Origin of the sequence: Janthinobacterium sp. SUN120 (genome assembly GCF_030397735.1) — a bacterium.
GTDB classification, from domain to species: domain Bacteria; phylum Pseudomonadota; class Gammaproteobacteria; order Burkholderiales; family Burkholderiaceae_D; genus Janthinobacterium; species Janthinobacterium kumbetense.
Genome location: NZ_JAPUBW010000001.1, coordinates 437988 through 452589, shown reverse-complemented (window position 1 = coordinate 452589; position 14602 = coordinate 437988). Strand labels below are relative to the sequence as shown.

The window sequence follows — 14602 nt, the reverse complement described above, 5'->3', positions numbered from 1 at the left end:
CCCTCATCCATATGCCGTAAGCGGAGCTACTGCGTATTCCACGCAAACCGGAACTCGACACCGTTCCAAGCCAAACTGCACACCTCAGGCGTGATAGCGCGGGGCTAACATATGGCCTCACTAATGTAAGGCCGTCGGCGGGGCCGACGGCCAACTCGGAAGCCTGGCGCATCAGCATGCAGGCCAGCCATGTTTTGCCCACGTCAGTGGAACCAAATGGACTGACACTTCAATCCAGTTCATCTACTCAGCCAGCAGCATGGACCGCGCAAATTACCTAACCACCTGAAGACAGACAAAAAATCAAGTCCATACTAGGCACACTTAGGCAGGGCAATATTCATTGCCCGCGTACTACGGCAACTTGTTCCACGAGGCCCAGGTATGATGAGAAAGCAGTGCACTTCGTCGCCGCCCTCATTTCCGATAGCTGCTTTACAAACACCCCACGCATTCGGCATCCGACGAACGTGCTGTGCCGGTCGGAGAGTTGAAACGATGACAAGGCAAGCTCCGCCCGACCGAGGTTGTTTGCCCTATGCTCTAACAGTTCGCTTACGAGGAGCTCAGCGTGCTGTTTGCCTTCATCTAAGGCGAAATCGATGTCGAATTCTCCCAGCTCAGGCGGCATACGATTGCAATCAATCTCAAAGTGGTCGATTTGAAGTGACTCAGTAGGACGCTGAGTCAGAATAAACTGCTCGCACCGGTACAACCCCGTACTGATTTCGATGGCAGTCAAAACGACATACGACTCTCCAAATACGCCTGCCGGCAGGCCACCCAGATAATAAATGATACGTTTCGAATTTTGTTTGTTCATAAGAAATCTGTTGAGGGAAGATTCTTCACTAGAATAACTGTCCTGAACGCACTAGGGAAGCGCTGATTAATTCGGGTTTTCGACAACTTCGCCGTCGCAACCTATTGATTTTTTTAAAGGGGTAGACATTGCGTTTCAGAATTAATCAGCCCCCCAAGACCTAGCGCTGCAGACGGTCAATGAACATTCCCCAGAAGTACTCTGAAGCGCCCTGCTCGGATAGCTGCGCATCTTGTACTGAGCGATTGTGCTGCATTCCTAGGGCCTTGAAATACATCGATTGACTATCAGCGTCCACAGTCAACATCTCGTTGAACGAATGCACTGCGCCATTGATACTATAAGAGAACGTCAAACCCTGCGAGCGGCCACCAAGGCCCCCTACGCGAACCGAACACTCAGAAACGGCTTTCCCTTCCCTGTAAATTACGGCAGCAAACCACTCATTGCCATGCGGTTGAAAACGCACTTGAATACCGGGATTTCGGCTAGCGACTTCTTCCAACGACGCGTTGAAGAACTTGCCCATGTACTCGAACGAATCGTGCAAGAACTTATCTCGGTCGAAATCCGAGAATTCTTTTTTGAGCCTGAGGTTACTCGAGCGCGGACTCTCTGACGACGCAAGGCCAGGCCCAGCACTAGACGCTAAATCCGACAGCCCCTCCCCCCAACCTAAAGCTGGCTCCTGGCTAGCGGCAGGTGACGCCCTCGCTGCGGCATTGGCTCGCGCTACTTCCTCAACTGCCTTCCGGACTTGTCGCACCACATCAGTCCAAGCCTCCGCTTGATTCGCCCAAGTGGTCACGGCCTTCCCGTCTTTCGGCACGGCTAACAACTTGCCAAATGGCGCCGAATACCAATCGCACGGCTCCAAGATGACAGGGATAACGCGCGCCATGCCCATGTCATGCCGCTCGAGTGCTCGCTTCATCTCGACTGAATAGCAGTACCACGAAGCCAAAAAGTCGGCGCTAACTAAGAGGAGAATGACGTCCGCGCTCTCCAAATTCTCATCGATGGCTGCGGTGAGATTTGACCCAGCAGTAATACCTCGGTCGTGCCAAGTCTCGATTAGCCCCTGGTTTTTCATAAGCGACAAATGCACTTCGAGTCTGTCACGCAATGCTTCATCGACGTGGCAATAGGAGAAAAAGAGTTTGGGCATTTTTATTTCCTATGTGCAGCATGGTTCAAGGGAGCAGACATTGGCTGCAAATCGCTGTTGCGACAATACGAGCAGCATGGCCGTGCCGTAGCACAAGGCATCGAGGCACTCAATGAAGATTGCGTTATTGAGGCACTAATCTGGCGTGGATGAATTATACGAAGAGTCAACTGAAAGAGCTGCATTCGTACGTAATCCAGCAGCGTCGCGACGGCTTCGCTCAGATGAGCAGATTCGAGTTGCCCCAGCTCTAGAACAATTTTCAGCACCCTTCCGAGATAGTCAAAAATAGTTCCCACATGGGAGCGGACTCGTATGCTCCGACCAGAGCGGCAGGTAGTGTTCGGGGTAAGCAGCGCCAGGAAGGTCTTACGAAGAAATGCCTTGTGTGCAGGGCGACGAAACTACGCGCTTCCTGCGGATTACGTCTCATTACCAGGGAAGTTGGGTATCCTTGATTACGAATACTGCCGTCGAGCATGAGGTGACCAAAGAATGAGTGCTTCATGAACGAGAGGCCTCAGCGACGGGAAATCGGCGTTGAGCGAGCAAAGTGCGGTTTTTCGCCACACGTAGATAACGCGTATCACGCTACTTAACCTACCCACGTCAGATTGGAAAGAACATACTGACGAAGTACATTAATGGAGTTTTCGGTAGCTCAGCCGGCAAGAAGCGCGCCTAAAATGACCATAACAAAGCCAACAGCTCCAACCACAAGGCTAACGACAGCCAAAGCTGTTCTTGCGTGCTCAGCATCGATAAAATATTCTTTAATCCAAGATGACATGGTGTAACTCCTAGCCGTGAGACGGCTTCAATAGTAGATAGTGTACCACTGTGTAGGCACCACTAGCTAACGCTGTCAATATGAGCGAAGTCACAAGCGTCGAGAAATGTTTGAGCCACGGAACGCCCGACGGGCCTGGCATCGGTGTTGGAAACACAGCACCACCTGCGGCGATTAGCCCTGAAGCGCACAGAATCACTATAAGCCCCCCATTGATGTACCCCTCGTACGAAGTGACTGTAGTACCTTGGGTCGCAATCTCGTACATAGCGGAGGCGCAAAAACCTATTGCTCCCCAGCACAATTGACCGTCCTTGATGGGACTAAGCAAACTTAGCGCCGCAGAGGCTACAGGTAGAGGAAGCCGACGCAGCAGGTACATGGCGACTATAGGAACGATGAGTGGTAGCAAAATACTAACAATAAACCAGCCCATACGTGCCCTGTAATAACTTCAATTGTAGAAATATATAGACGTAAGACAACGTTGTCAACGAGCAAGATGCGACCAGATAAGCGAAGCTATCATTTGAGACGTAAGTGCGGCCATGTCACAGGAGAAGTTGGCATAAGGCAATAAAACCTCACGCTCCCCCACCACCAAGAAAACCAAGCGACCTGCTCATGTTGCTCTAGGGAAAATTTTCTGATAGCATACTGAGACACATGAAGTGGCGGCAGCCTCCCGTTCAAACCAGTAGTCCTGGCACGGCAAAAAAGCTAGTAATCTCATTCGTGTGTTCACCGTCCCTACCGAGTTTCTCGCAACTGAACCCGAGGAACTAGCTTTCGAAACCGGACGAATCAACCCTCAAAGAGGAGATTCGTCTTGTCACGTCTGCAATCAACGCCAACACAAAACCCGACATACGTTGTCGTTCGTCTACCTTGTCCGGCAATAGCTTCGCCATCCAAATACGGCCGCGAGCTGCGCTTTCGCGCGCCAGCTTTTCTCTCGCACGCAGCAGCCGCCGCGCTGCGGCTCAATGAATTTCGACTCGCCGAGATGCGCCGCAAGCCTGTCGTCGAGCTGCATTCCTCTAAAGCGGAACCTATTGTGCCGGCGCCAACTACGGACGCACAAAGAGGGGAATCCGTCCGAATCCGTGCTCGGACCGTTGAACTGAGTCAGCATGATTGCTCGCCCAGTCAAGAAGAAATCCCATCTAACTTCCTTCGGACTTTCAACGAAGCCGAGCAGACACCTGACAGCAGACCCGTGCGTCTGACGGTCATTTATCCCGTCCTGCACTAGACCTATTTCGATTTCTGAATTTAAGCGAACAATTTAGCGGGTATTGAGGAGATAGGCTTCGATGGCAGGACGTATTAAATGGACAGAAGGAAAAATCCAGGAATTCAAGGATGCGAAGCGTGGCGAAGGTCACGGGAAGAACTACATCCCCTGGCTCAATAGGCAGAGCTTCAGTAGCAGTGGACGCTCCCGTAGCACTGGGCTCAGCCCGAAAACAGGTCGAGTCCATCAGTTCTTCTCAGATATCGAATACCACTTTTTCTTGTGCCTGGAACACGACAAATCCGTACTCGATATCCGGGAGCAATTCCCGCTGGACCGGGAACTCACTCAAGAAGTAGCCCGGATGCTGAGCATCACCCACCCGACCTATCCTGTCACCCATGCGCCAGTTGTGATGACCGTGGATTTCATGGTCACTAAGCTCGTTAATGGCGAAAGACGATACATCGGCTTTGACACCAAGTCCGCGTCGGATTTGGAAAAAGAGGCGAGGACGCTTGCCAAACTTGAGATTCACCGCGAAACCCTAGCGTTAATGGGCAGCCCTCATCACATCGTTTTGGACACTATGATGCCGCGAGCCTTGATTAATAAGTTGGAATGGATTCGACGAGCCAACGTCGACACTGCCGAAATCACGCCCTACGAGGGCTACTGGGAGGAGGCCGAGAAACACTTCCTAAGAGAATTTTCGAGAGCGGCACCCTCCACTACTTTTTCCAAATTCTGTGTAGAGCTCGACGCATCTGCTGGACTGGAGGCCGGAACCGCGATGACTGCTGGCCGTCAGCTCATGTTCAAAAGAATCATCGAGCCGGACTTTAGCGCACGTACCATCCAGGACTCAAAAATATCGCAGTTCGCCCTGCCCTCTTCAACCCTTATCACCCCCATCCGAGGAGTTGCCTGATGCTCTTTCGCAATGACATTTTTGTACATGAAGACCAACGTTATCGGTTGCTTTACTCAGACGCTGTCGCACAAGTAGCCTGGGCCATTGCCATGGACACCGAAAAAGGGTTCCCCGAATCGGTAAGCCCCAAAATGCTCGCGGAACTCGAGCCTGCTTCGCCAACTCAAGCGCCACATGTCGAGCGGCCGCCAACCGAGGCAATGCTCTTTTCGCAGGCCAGAGCGATGGCCATAATTGGAGAACTTCCGAGCCAGGTTCCCGACATCTTCAATGCGTCGATTCGAAGCAAGCTGATTGCAGCTCGCTCGGCATCCACAGGATACTCACGTAAGGCAATTTACAAGAATCTGCGACGCTTCTGGGTGGGTGGACAAGTTCCTAGCGGACTACTCGCAAAATTTGACAGATGCGGCGTCAAAAGCTCACTCACGGAAGGACGTGGGCGAAAGGCTTCGTACGGTGTATACCAACTGACAGAGCGAGACCATGGGTATTTTAAGGAAGCGATAGAAGCATACTTTAAAGACAGAAGGTCAACCATCGAAGTTGTGTACATCAACATGGTCGAGAAGCATTTCAATCATGCAGAAAGCACAGATAGCTCGACTTTGTTTCCATTTGGCGAACGCCCCACCATCAGACAGCTAAGGCACTTCCTGCATAAGCATTATTCGTTGGAGACACAGCTTCGAAATCGCAAAGGCAGTGCGAACTTTAACCGCGACCACCGAGCCGTGCTGGGCACGGTGATGGATGACTGCGTTGGAGTAGCCCATTACTACGAATGTGACGCAACTGTCGGCGACGTCCTGCTGGTATCGGAATCTGACCCGTCTCTTATCGTGGGAAAACCGACAATCTACTTCATCGTGGACAGACGGTCTCGCCTGATTGTGGGCTTCTATGCAGGTTTTGAAAACGCCAGTTGGGTTTGCGCTATGCAGGCCGCGTTCTCCATCGCGCAAGACAAGCAGGTGCTCTGCGAACGTTTTGGAGTCAAGTATGACCCGACCGACTGGCCGGCGCACGAAGTTTTCCCAAGCCAAATGCTGTTCGACCACGGCGAGGGTTTCACATATGCGAGCAACCGCCTGGCAGAAAATATGGCAGTCACCGTTGCTAATCCTCCGGCATTGCGCGCCGACTGGAAGCCAATCGTCGAGTCGCGTTTCAAATTTCTACGGCAGAAGCTACAAGGAGGAGTTTACGGTTTTGTTGTCCCAGAGGATGCGAAACACCGAAGGAACAACAACGGAGTTGCGGAGCGAGAGGCTTGCCTGACTCTGAAGGAGTTCATCGCAATCTTCCTCAACCTAATCATCGCGCACAACCGTACACCCATGAAAAATTATGCCTGGGGTCCCGGCGAGTTGGCCACTGGGATGATGCCCACCCCAATCAATATATGGAACCACGATATAGCAAATCGGTCAGGCATTGCATGCAGGTATACCGAGGAATTCGTCCGCATGTCGTTGCTCCCGACCGACAATGGGACCATTACTCAAACAGGACTATCGTTCAGGGGATGCTACTACGCGTGCAGAGATGCCATCGCACTCGGCTTATTCGTCAAGGCCGGAAGTAAGGGGGCTATAGCAGTAAAAGTGACCTTCGACTCACGCCTAGTCGACACTATCCACATGCATCATCCAGATAATAGAGGACAGGTTTTCGAATGCAATCTCACTAGCGCAAGCGAGCGCTTCAGAGGTCTTTCACTAGCGGAAGTGCTCACGCTACAAGCTGTCGAAAAGTCAATGAAGCACGACATTCAGCAGCTACGCGACCAAGTGCAGGTTGACTACAACTCAACTGTCAAAGAAATTCAAGGCAATGCCAAGAAGCGCCTAACGGACGCTGGCGTCAAGAAATCTCGCACGTCGCGCAAAGCATCCATCAAAGGAGTACGTGCAAAAGAGCTGGCCGCGGAGCGTAATGGACTCACTCCCTCGCGCCCCATGCGGACGGAAGATTCGCAGGGCGCTAATGTAGTTCCATTTCCAATCAAGGCCCTAACTAACTCCGGCAAGGCACTAGAAGCTGACATGTCGACTCCGGCTCCAAAGCCACGCTCCACTATTGAAGAAATGGTCCGTAGGGCTCAGGAAAGCATGATGAAAGGGTAACATGTACCAACTCGAAGATATCAACCTGGCTGCGGCCCAGTACACAGCTCAGCGACTTCCGCACTTCCAGGGCAACCCGCTCATCGAAGCCCTGCCCCCATCGTTCTCGGATGACGAGCTCAGAGACACGCTAATGCTACGCCCTGCTTTTGACGTGGGCCAGCGCGAATGGACCACGCATGAGCGAATTCAAATGCTTGGTACTTTAAGCAACTTCATGGTGCCCTTCGCTCGCCATGTTGAACTCGCTCGGTCGCTTGATTCAATGCTGCGCAACGGCTATGTTGGGCGCGTTCCATTCACGCCGGCCCACGCGAGCAAATTCCGAGCTGACTACCCTTTAGTCAATGGGAGTGCCTCTTATCTGCCAACAGCGGCAGGGGCCACGCCACAGCTGTCATCACTGCTGATGGGCGTGTCCGGAATGGGTAAAACCTCGGTGGTGAAGAGGTTCTTCTCGAAGATTCCGAAAGTTATCTATCACGAGAAATTCCATCTCTATCAGGTCACTCGTTTGCACGTCGAGATGCCGAGCGACGGGTCGAGTATCAAAGGTCTCGCTGCAGGTATCCTGCACCAACTCGACCAACTTATTCCCGGCGCAAATTACTACGACACCTACACCCAACGCGGCAGGGCTGGCGCCGACACATTGATGCGCAGCGTAGCGCGAGTGCTAAATGCGCACTGCGTCGGATTCTTGATAGCTGACGAGATACAAAATCTGACCAATTCGAAGAAGTCGTCTCAGACAGTCATGACCGAACTGGTCTCCGCCTGCAACGACCTTGGCGTCCCCCTACTTTTCATCGGCACCAATAAAGCCGCGCAGGTTTTCAGCCTAGACTTCCGCAAATCCAGGCGAGCTAGCGGCCATGGCATCTCTGAATGGAACAGGCTGCCCGAAACTGTCGCTGAGGGCGAGGTCGGCGAATGGCGCCAGTTCCTGAAAGTACTTTGGACTTTTCAATGGACTAAGAATCCAGTCAAACTCGATGCTCAGTTAGCCGCAACGATGTATCACTGTAGTCAAGGCATCATCGACTTGGCCATTAAACTCTTCGCTTCTGCTCAAGCTAGAGCCATTCTTGATGGCAGCGAGACTATTACTGCGCATCTCCTTGCGAGTGTCTATGAGAAGGAGATGCCCTTGCTACACCCGATGATTGACGCCCTTCGCACCAATGACCTCGGCGCCTTGATGCATTTCGAAGATATCGCGCCCTCAAGCGTCGGTGAAATGTTGAATAGCTATGCACGCCAAGCAGACGTTGTACTGGCAAAGGCCTACGCCATCAAATCGCAAGATAAGGAGTTCACACCTCAACTTGCAACTGCACTCGTAGCTGCCGGCTTTGGCGAAGAAGAAGCTGTGTCGGCAGCAATCGACATCTCCGAATGTGAAAGCAATACCACATTGGCACAAGGTGTTCAAACTGCAATCAAACGTATGGCACCAGTGAAGACACTTCGTAAAGCGCGGACAGTAGTCACTAACCCAGACACGGTAACGGTCGACTTCGAAAATCGCCCAATGGACTATAGAAGAGCCACCGCGCTTGCCAGCTCAACCAATACGCCGGTCGTAATCCAAATGAAGGAATTGGGCATGCTCCTACCTCTACATTCACTCGTGGATATCTAACCCCATGCAGCTACCAAAGCCCTATCCAGATGAACTCGCCGGTAGTGTGTGGGCACGGGCGAGCGTACGCATGGGTGTGCCACTTGAGACACTGCTCAAAAATACGCTCGGAGTCCGCAAGAAAAGTATCTCCCTTCTGTTAGGGCAGAACGTAGCTCGTATCGCGACTGCGATGGGACTTGACGCAAATGTGTACTTAACTGCACACACAATTTTTCCGTACTCAGTCGCGTTCATGCCAGATGAACAGCAGCAAAAGCTTCGCGAAAAATTTGTGTCAACTGCTCACATGCCCCCAAGTATCGGCTCCATCACAAAGGTAGTAACCCATGGAGTTTCGGAGCGCCGCTTTTGCCCACTCTGTGTCTCATCGGATTTGAAAAATTATGGCGAAACTTATTGGCATCGAGTCCATCATCTACCTGGGGTTCTGATGTGTACAGTGCATCGGTGCCGCGTTGTAGCAACGACCATACCGCTAGGCGGGAAGGTGCGAGTGAGCGACCGAGTCGCACTGCCCTCTCCCGTATTTTATGAACACACGCCGCTAGCCGACGCCGCGCTAATATGCGTCGCCAAGCTATCCCATGCTGCCTTAACTGGACGTGGCCATATCCTTAAATCGTCTCACGACTACCGGGCGGAAGCATGGAAAAAAGGATATGGGCTAACAACGACTGACTTAGCGACGGCCGTATTCTCCAGCGAGCTCTCAAGATTTTTTGGCGAGCAATACCTGCGAAACGCCGGCTGTTTCGTACGAGGATTGCCAAGGGGCCAATGGCCAGCGTTGATGTTACGTAACAATGTAGACCAGCAATTCGCAGCGCCGAAGCACATAATGATGCGCACATTTCTTCACCACGCATCGACGGTGAAAATCTGTAAGCTTGACGTGTACCAAAAGCCAGGCCCGCGGCTACCGGAGTTTTCCGTCCTGGACCAACAAATTGTCGAAACGCTGTGCGGTATCGCGCTCAACCTCAATTTGATGGGAGAACGATGTACTGTCGAGGAAATGATGACGAAAGCCGGTGCGTGGCAAAGCTACCGCCACCATCGTAAATTTTTTCCACTTACGGAGCAATTTCTGGGCGAGTTCAAGCGTAGCGAACTGGCAGTGCGGCAGTTAGGCGGCAGAGCCATTTGGCGCGAGCGCTTTCCGACAAAATTCGGGCTAAAACCAAGAGATGTGGAAAAAAATTAACCTCTTTTTTTTCAACGCCAACATTTGGAGCCGGCAAGCACTCTATGAAGGCACGAACAAACAAAACAATTAGGTTGTTCCGTGGATGCGCAGAGTCACGCCAAGAAGTAGCTACGAATTTTAAAAATTTCAAGCTAGCATAAGTTTAGTAAGCATGGAGGTAACATGGAGTGGGCAACAGGCATAGATTTATTCGGTGGCACGGCTACTATTGAAGACGGCAATGGAGAATCCAAGCTGTTGGACCTGGCCCGGCTACACGACTGCGGGCTGCCTCAAATGGATGCAGAGCAGCACACAATACGCATTCGATTGGACGAAGGCTATTCCACTAACGGAATCCCCGACGACATAGGCGGCCTTCTATCAATTCCGCTTGAGCTTTGGAGAAAACACAGTCTCTACAAGTGGACTATCAAGGGTCGGGGTTACTTGGTCCCAGCTTTAGCTTTGATGCGCGCCTTCTTCGGCCCATCCCGACACTTACTCGCTGAAATGTTTCGCCCTCAGGCGCTTGAGCGAATATGCTACCTAGATTTTGACAGCACACCTCCCGCATTGTGCTTGGCCATTCACCGAGTACAGCCGGTAGAAACACGCGCTAGACAGGCTGTTGACCAACGACTCTCATGGATGCTGGCCTACCCTTCAGCGCACCAAATGGCGGGGAGTATTCACCGATTTGGCTTGCAAGGTCGCTTGGACATTACGCTACCCAAGGCCACCGCCTACGTTGAAGTCACGGGTATGTCACTCGGCACCAGCTTTTTCGTAACAAGATGTCGGTTGATGAGCCTTGCTCCCCAAGAGACGCCTATCATTGGCGTTCCCGCTACAGCAAGGTTCGTTATGCAGAAGTTTCGAGGCCATGGATGCGATGTCGTGCGGCATGGTAACGGCAGCACAAAATTGACCGATGCGGAATGGGAACACATCTTCAAGCTTCCCAGCGGAGGCAGAACACTTTTAGCCAGTCCAGCATCGCGCGCTCGTCTGGACTTGATACTGGAAAAACTTGCCGAGGAAACTGCTTGGAAAAATGTGGCGAACGGCGCCGTCTCGATAGACATGGTCATAGCTCTTCACCGAGCCTTAATGAAAGATGGTGCCCTTGAAAAAATCCTGCTTTTCATCGAAGAAAGCAGAGGGTCAACTGCGACGAAAGTTGCTGATGAGGACTCGAATCTCAGCGTGTGAAGCTGCGGAGACCGTAAATTCCGATATACGTCGATACTCCGTCCTAGCATGCCGTTCGGGTTCGCGCCCTCTAGCTCTAGCGCGTTTGCCCTCCGCGCGGCAATATCGTTGAGCATGGCCTAGTAACGCTCGTCGCCATATCTTTCGCGTACAAATACGAGCATGCCGGCTACTCGCAGAATCAAGTGCTCTTTGACGAGCCGTTCCTGACGCTGAAACGTGAGGTAAGGCCGCGGTGCGTCGCCCCGTTGAACATGCCCACGAATTTAGCCTTAACCGAATGCTACAAGATATAGCGCCCGCAGTGGCCTTCTTCTAAGCCATAAGCTATACGGGTCGTATTTCGTAAGAAGTGTGGGCAGCTCCTCCGTGGGGACAAGGCGAGCGGTGAAATAGATTTTAAAGTTGGAGTGTCCAGTTACCGACTCAAATGTAAAACGCTGCTATGACAAGACATCGCCATTTACCGACTTAAATGTAAAGTGAGAAGCATGAAAATGCCTTGCTCATAGGAGAATCGAGTTACCGACTTAAATGTCACTACCCATGGGGGATGGCGCGCTGGTCGCCCACCACCAGCGCCACGATCACGCCCGCATACTGCCTATCTTCCAGGCTGCGCAGTATGCGTGCGCGCAAGGCCGCGCGGCTCGCTTCCACCACATTGCCGAAGCCGGGCACGAAGGCAGCCAGGCGCACGTTCGGCGTATCGGCGCGCGGCTGCGGCCGCACATAGCCCGTTGCGCGCACGCCCTGTTCCAGCAGCCAGGCCTCGTAGTCGAAGCCCATGGGATTCGCATTGCCATGCGGACGCTGCAGCCGCACGGTGAGGCGCCAGCGCTCGCCCGGCTGCACGTCGCCCACCTCGTTCGTCACTTCATCGCGAAAACCCGCGTACCAAGACAGGGCGATCAAGGGCGGCACCTTCGCGCCAACCGCCTTCTCCACGGCAAAATTGAAGCGCACGCCCTGCTCGAAGCGGTACGGCAGGCTGGCGATGGTGCCCGTGACAACAATATCCTGCCCCTCATCGGCCAGCGCCAGCTGCGGCGCCATGGCGGCCAGGGCCAGCCAGGCCGCCCAATAAAAGCCCAGTCCCACGCCAGCGGCGAGCGCAACAACGCAGCGCCAGCGCGCGTGACGGCGCAGCAGCAGTGCCATCAGCAGCGACGCAGCAGCAATCACCCACAGCAACATGGCCGCATGCGGCGGCAAGCTGGCCTGAGTCTGCAACCAGGAGGCGCCAGCGGCAAAGCCAAGTATCAGGGTGCGCATGAGAAAGCAAAATCCGCTCGCTGCGAAAGGGACTCAGTTACTGTGATCGTTTTCGACTCCTTGCCACCTGATCTGGCGCAATGGTGCATGGATAAGAACGCGCATGCGCGCCATCCGGCGCCACCGCAGGCGACACTTTCCGCATGCTAAGATGGCCATCCGGCGTTAAGGCGCCATGACTTTGCGAACCTTGCATGACACCACTGACTGCGGCTGAAACCTACTTGCAGGACTTTCATCAAAGGCAAGTGGGCGTCACCAGCGCCGCATTTGCCCATCTGCCGGCCAGTTCCCGCACCGGCGGCTGGGCCTCGTCCTACGACGTGCTGACCAGCCTGATACCAAGCGCGGACACGCCATTGAGCGTGCTCGACCTGGCCTGCGGCGATGGCCATCTGCTGGGTTTGCTGGCAGCCAGGCGGCAGCCCCGGCTACAATTGCTCGGCGCCGACATGAGCGAGGCGGAACTGGCCGCCGCGCGCGCAGCCCTGCCCGCTTCCGTGCGGCTGCTGCTGGGACGCGCCCAGGCGCTGGACCTGCCATCGGCCAGCGTCGATTATCTCGTGTCGCACATGGCGCTGATGCTGATGGACGACATCGAACAAGTCGTGCGCGAAATGGGCCGCGTGCTGCGTCCCGCTGGCCAGTTTGCGGCTATCGTCGGCCGGACATTCTTGCGGGGAGAAGTCAACGACGTTTTCATGCGCGTGTTCAAGCCGATCGCCAGCGACGCGCTGCCGCCGCTGCGCTTCGGCGACCGGCGCACGGGATCGGAAGCGGGCTGGCGCGAACTGCTCGATACCGGTTTCGCAGACGTCGCGTTTGACGATATCGACGTGCCATGGACGCCCACGCCGGGCGAATTGTGGACCGCCCTGCTGGACACCTACGATATCGACCGCCTGGACGACGGCGCCAGGCGGCGCCTGCGCAGCGCGCTCATGGAGGCCATGGCGCCGCTGCAAGACGGCGATGGCAAGATCGCCACCGGCTGGGGCCTGCGCCTGGTGCGCGCGCGTGCCGCCTGAACTGCCATCGACGCCATGGCTTGCTGGCGTCGATGGCAACAGGCTACGCTGGCGGGCTGCGCTCTCCTGTCAATTGCAGCCTTGCTGGCAGGCGGACCGCTCGGCGCCGCACTCGGCTTGAGACGTACCGCTGGCAATGCAAGCCCGCCATTCGGCGGCGCAGGCGCTATAGCAGCTGGCAAAGGCTGGCGTCGCAGTCACAGCTAAACCGAGACCGGTCGCAAAAAGAAACGCAGCGAGCTTTTTATTCATGATGTTCTCCTCAAGTCGGATGGCTGATGAATCCCTGCACGCGCCATCCTCCGGCGCAGGGCCACATACACAGGTATGTCCTAGTTCATCGCTAGCTGGCTGTGCGTCAGCGCGAAGTGGAAATCATGGAGATAGGCGCGCCCTTTCGCGCAATAAGGACAGGTCTGCGTGCCATACACAACAACCTTGGTGGCGGTGCCGGCAAAATACGCGCTGTGATTCCTTTCGCCATACGCACGCTGCAGCCGTTCATATAAATTCGGCACGCCCCAGCCGATAGCAAGACCGCCAGCGAGAATAATGCCGCATATCGCCGTCGATTTCAGATGTTTTTGAAAACATGCCAAAATTTCCTCGAAAAATCTGAGGCCATGATCAGCTCACCATTATTAATTGTCAAGATAATTCAATTCATGTCGCCCCACTGCACAATTGCTCATGCAATCAACATTGCAGGCGCGGTTCGCTCACTGTGCGCCAGGTTGAATTTCAAATCTGCAGTCTCGGTGGCCGCCATCGGCGCGCCGGCTGCCGCTGGCGCAATTGGAACAACGCGGCGTTTATTTATTGCCGATGCACGCAAGCGAATATGTGCAAGCCTGCCCCGCAAAAAAAAACAATCTGCACACCATGTAAATATCGTCGCCATGCGTTAATAGAAACAGACTCTCTGTCACTGTCAATGTTAAGATAATTTAGATTCCACAATTAAATTAAAAAATTAAACATTATTAATAAAAATATATTTTATAATTTTCAGCCGGACATAAGCGCAATAGGCAAAAACCGGCAAGCGCAAACCGTCAGATATCGCCTGCCCATTTCGCATCCAGGCAACCTGATTCGCGATACCGTGGAAGCGCTGTTTTCCACGCTTGCCGGAAGCTTATCCAGCCCAGGTATCACCGCTTTCAAGA

At 53.8% G+C, this 14602-nt stretch carries 14 protein-coding genes and 1 pseudogene; 9 read left to right on the top strand and 6 right to left on the bottom strand.

Annotated elements, in window-relative coordinates; genetic code table 11:
• Positions 1-340: 340 nt before the first annotated feature.
• From O0879_RS01975 to O0879_RS01965, 3 genes are all read right to left on the bottom strand, one after another.
• Positions 341-823: a hypothetical protein gene (locus O0879_RS01975; protein WP_289914394.1), complete on the bottom strand. Its 483-nt coding sequence runs from the start codon at positions 821-823 to the stop codon at positions 341-343.
• Between the two features lie 160 nt (positions 824-983).
• Complete coding sequence (locus tag O0879_RS01970) at positions 984-1991, bottom strand: toll/interleukin-1 receptor domain-containing protein (protein WP_289914393.1); 1008 nt, start codon at positions 1989-1991, stop codon at positions 984-986.
• A gap of 661 nt (positions 1992-2652) precedes the next feature.
• A complete protein-coding gene (locus tag O0879_RS01965) occupies positions 2653-2781 on the bottom strand; it encodes a hypothetical protein (RefSeq protein WP_289914391.1) in 129 nt (42 codons plus the stop codon).
• An 829-nt stretch (positions 2782-3610) separates the two neighbouring features.
• Between O0879_RS01965 and O0879_RS01960 the strand changes: the two genes are divergently transcribed.
• The 7 genes and pseudogenes from O0879_RS01960 (at position 3611) to O0879_RS01935 (ending at position 11130) form a co-directional block, all read left to right on the top strand.
• Positions 3611-4036, top strand: a complete 426-nt coding sequence (locus O0879_RS01960) for a hypothetical protein (RefSeq protein WP_289914390.1) — start codon at positions 3611-3613, stop codon at positions 4034-4036.
• Positions 4037-4097: 61 nt separating this feature from the next.
• Positions 4098-4949, top strand: coding sequence for a TnsA endonuclease N-terminal domain-containing protein (locus tag O0879_RS01955; protein ID WP_289914388.1), 852 nt, complete (start codon positions 4098-4100; stop codon positions 4947-4949).
• A complete protein-coding gene (locus O0879_RS01950; RefSeq protein ID WP_289914387.1) occupies positions 4949-7081 on the top strand; it encodes a hypothetical protein in 2133 nt (710 codons plus the stop codon). Before O0879_RS01955 ends, O0879_RS01950 begins: the two co-directional genes overlap by 1 nt.
• Before the next feature lies 1 nt (position 7082).
• Positions 7083-8726 carry a TniB family NTP-binding protein gene (locus tag O0879_RS01945; protein WP_289914386.1) on the top strand — a complete coding sequence of 548 codons (1644 nt, stop codon included), beginning with the start codon at positions 7083-7085 and terminating at the stop codon, positions 8724-8726.
• A 4-nt stretch (positions 8727-8730) separates the two neighbouring features.
• Positions 8731-9171: pseudogene (locus tag O0879_RS28555) on the top strand (TniQ family protein); the annotation flags it as partial.
• Positions 9172-9567: 396 nt separating this feature from the next.
• Positions 9568-9933, top strand: a complete 366-nt coding sequence (locus O0879_RS01940; RefSeq protein ID WP_289914385.1) for a hypothetical protein — start codon at positions 9568-9570, stop codon at positions 9931-9933.
• A 165-nt stretch (positions 9934-10098) separates the two neighbouring features.
• The gene (locus O0879_RS01935) at positions 10099-11130 is read left to right on the top strand and encodes a hypothetical protein (RefSeq protein ID WP_289914384.1); all 1032 of its coding nucleotides are present in this window, start codon (positions 10099-10101) and stop codon (positions 11128-11130) included.
• A gap of 540 nt (positions 11131-11670) precedes the next feature.
• On the opposite strand, the gene O0879_RS01930 is transcribed toward O0879_RS01935, so the two are convergent.
• Positions 11671-12405, bottom strand: coding sequence for a ComEC/Rec2 family competence protein (locus tag O0879_RS01930; RefSeq protein WP_289914383.1), 735 nt, complete (start codon positions 12403-12405; stop codon positions 11671-11673).
• A gap of 194 nt (positions 12406-12599) precedes the next feature.
• On the opposite strand from O0879_RS01930, the gene O0879_RS01925 reads away from it, so the two are divergent.
• Positions 12600-13433, top strand: coding sequence for a class I SAM-dependent methyltransferase (locus O0879_RS01925; protein WP_289914382.1), 834 nt, complete (start codon positions 12600-12602; stop codon positions 13431-13433).
• 69 nt (positions 13434-13502) lie between these two features.
• Here the strand turns inward: O0879_RS01925 and O0879_RS01920 are convergent, their stop codons facing one another.
• Together O0879_RS01920 and O0879_RS01915 are read right to left on the bottom strand one after the other, a co-directional pair.
• Positions 13503-13685 (bottom strand): hypothetical protein, encoded by a 183-nt coding sequence (locus tag O0879_RS01920; protein ID WP_143451532.1) that lies wholly within the window; start codon positions 13683-13685, stop codon positions 13503-13505.
• A gap of 80 nt (positions 13686-13765) precedes the next feature.
• Positions 13766-14032, bottom strand: coding sequence for a hypothetical protein (locus O0879_RS01915; protein ID WP_289914381.1), 267 nt, complete (start codon positions 14030-14032; stop codon positions 13766-13768).
• 24 nt (positions 14033-14056) lie between these two features.
• Here O0879_RS01915 and O0879_RS01910 point away from each other — a divergent pair, with 24 nt between their 5' ends.
• Positions 14057-14341 (top strand): hypothetical protein, encoded by a 285-nt coding sequence (locus O0879_RS01910; RefSeq protein ID WP_289914380.1) that lies wholly within the window; start codon positions 14057-14059, stop codon positions 14339-14341.
• Positions 14342-14602: the final 261 nt, after the last annotated feature.

What these genes read in the sequence shown, in the direction of transcription:
- O0879_RS01965 (WP_289914391.1), bottom strand. Translation starts at nt 2,781, where the DNA reads ATGTCATCTTGGATTAAAGAATATTTTATCGATGCTGAGCACGCAAGA.
- O0879_RS01930 (WP_289914383.1), bottom strand. Translation starts at nt 12,405, where the DNA reads ATGCGCACCCTGATACTTGGCTTTGCCGCTGGCGCCTCCTGGTTGCAG.
- O0879_RS01920 (WP_143451532.1), bottom strand. Translation starts at nt 13,685, where the DNA reads ATGAATAAAAAGCTCGCTGCGTTTCTTTTTGCGACCGGTCTCGGTTTA.
- O0879_RS01925 (WP_289914382.1), top strand. Translation starts at nt 12,600, where the DNA reads ATGACACCACTGACTGCGGCTGAAACCTACTTGCAGGACTTTCATCAA.
- O0879_RS01945 (WP_289914386.1), top strand. Translation starts at nt 7,083, where the DNA reads ATGTACCAACTCGAAGATATCAACCTGGCTGCGGCCCAGTACACAGCT.
- O0879_RS01935 (WP_289914384.1), top strand. Translation starts at nt 10,099, where the DNA reads ATGGAGTGGGCAACAGGCATAGATTTATTCGGTGGCACGGCTACTATT.
- O0879_RS01910 (WP_289914380.1), top strand. Translation starts at nt 14,057, where the DNA reads ATGATCAGCTCACCATTATTAATTGTCAAGATAATTCAATTCATGTCG.
- O0879_RS01970 (WP_289914393.1), bottom strand. Translation starts at nt 1,991, where the DNA reads ATGCCCAAACTCTTTTTCTCCTATTGCCACGTCGATGAAGCATTGCGT.
- O0879_RS01940 (WP_289914385.1), top strand. Translation starts at nt 9,568, where the DNA reads ATGATGCGCACATTTCTTCACCACGCATCGACGGTGAAAATCTGTAAG.
- O0879_RS01975 (WP_289914394.1), bottom strand. Translation starts at nt 823, where the DNA reads ATGAACAAACAAAATTCGAAACGTATCATTTATTATCTGGGTGGCCTG.
- O0879_RS01955 (WP_289914388.1), top strand. Translation starts at nt 4,098, where the DNA reads ATGGCAGGACGTATTAAATGGACAGAAGGAAAAATCCAGGAATTCAAG.
- O0879_RS01950 (WP_289914387.1), top strand. Translation starts at nt 4,949, where the DNA reads ATGCTCTTTCGCAATGACATTTTTGTACATGAAGACCAACGTTATCGG.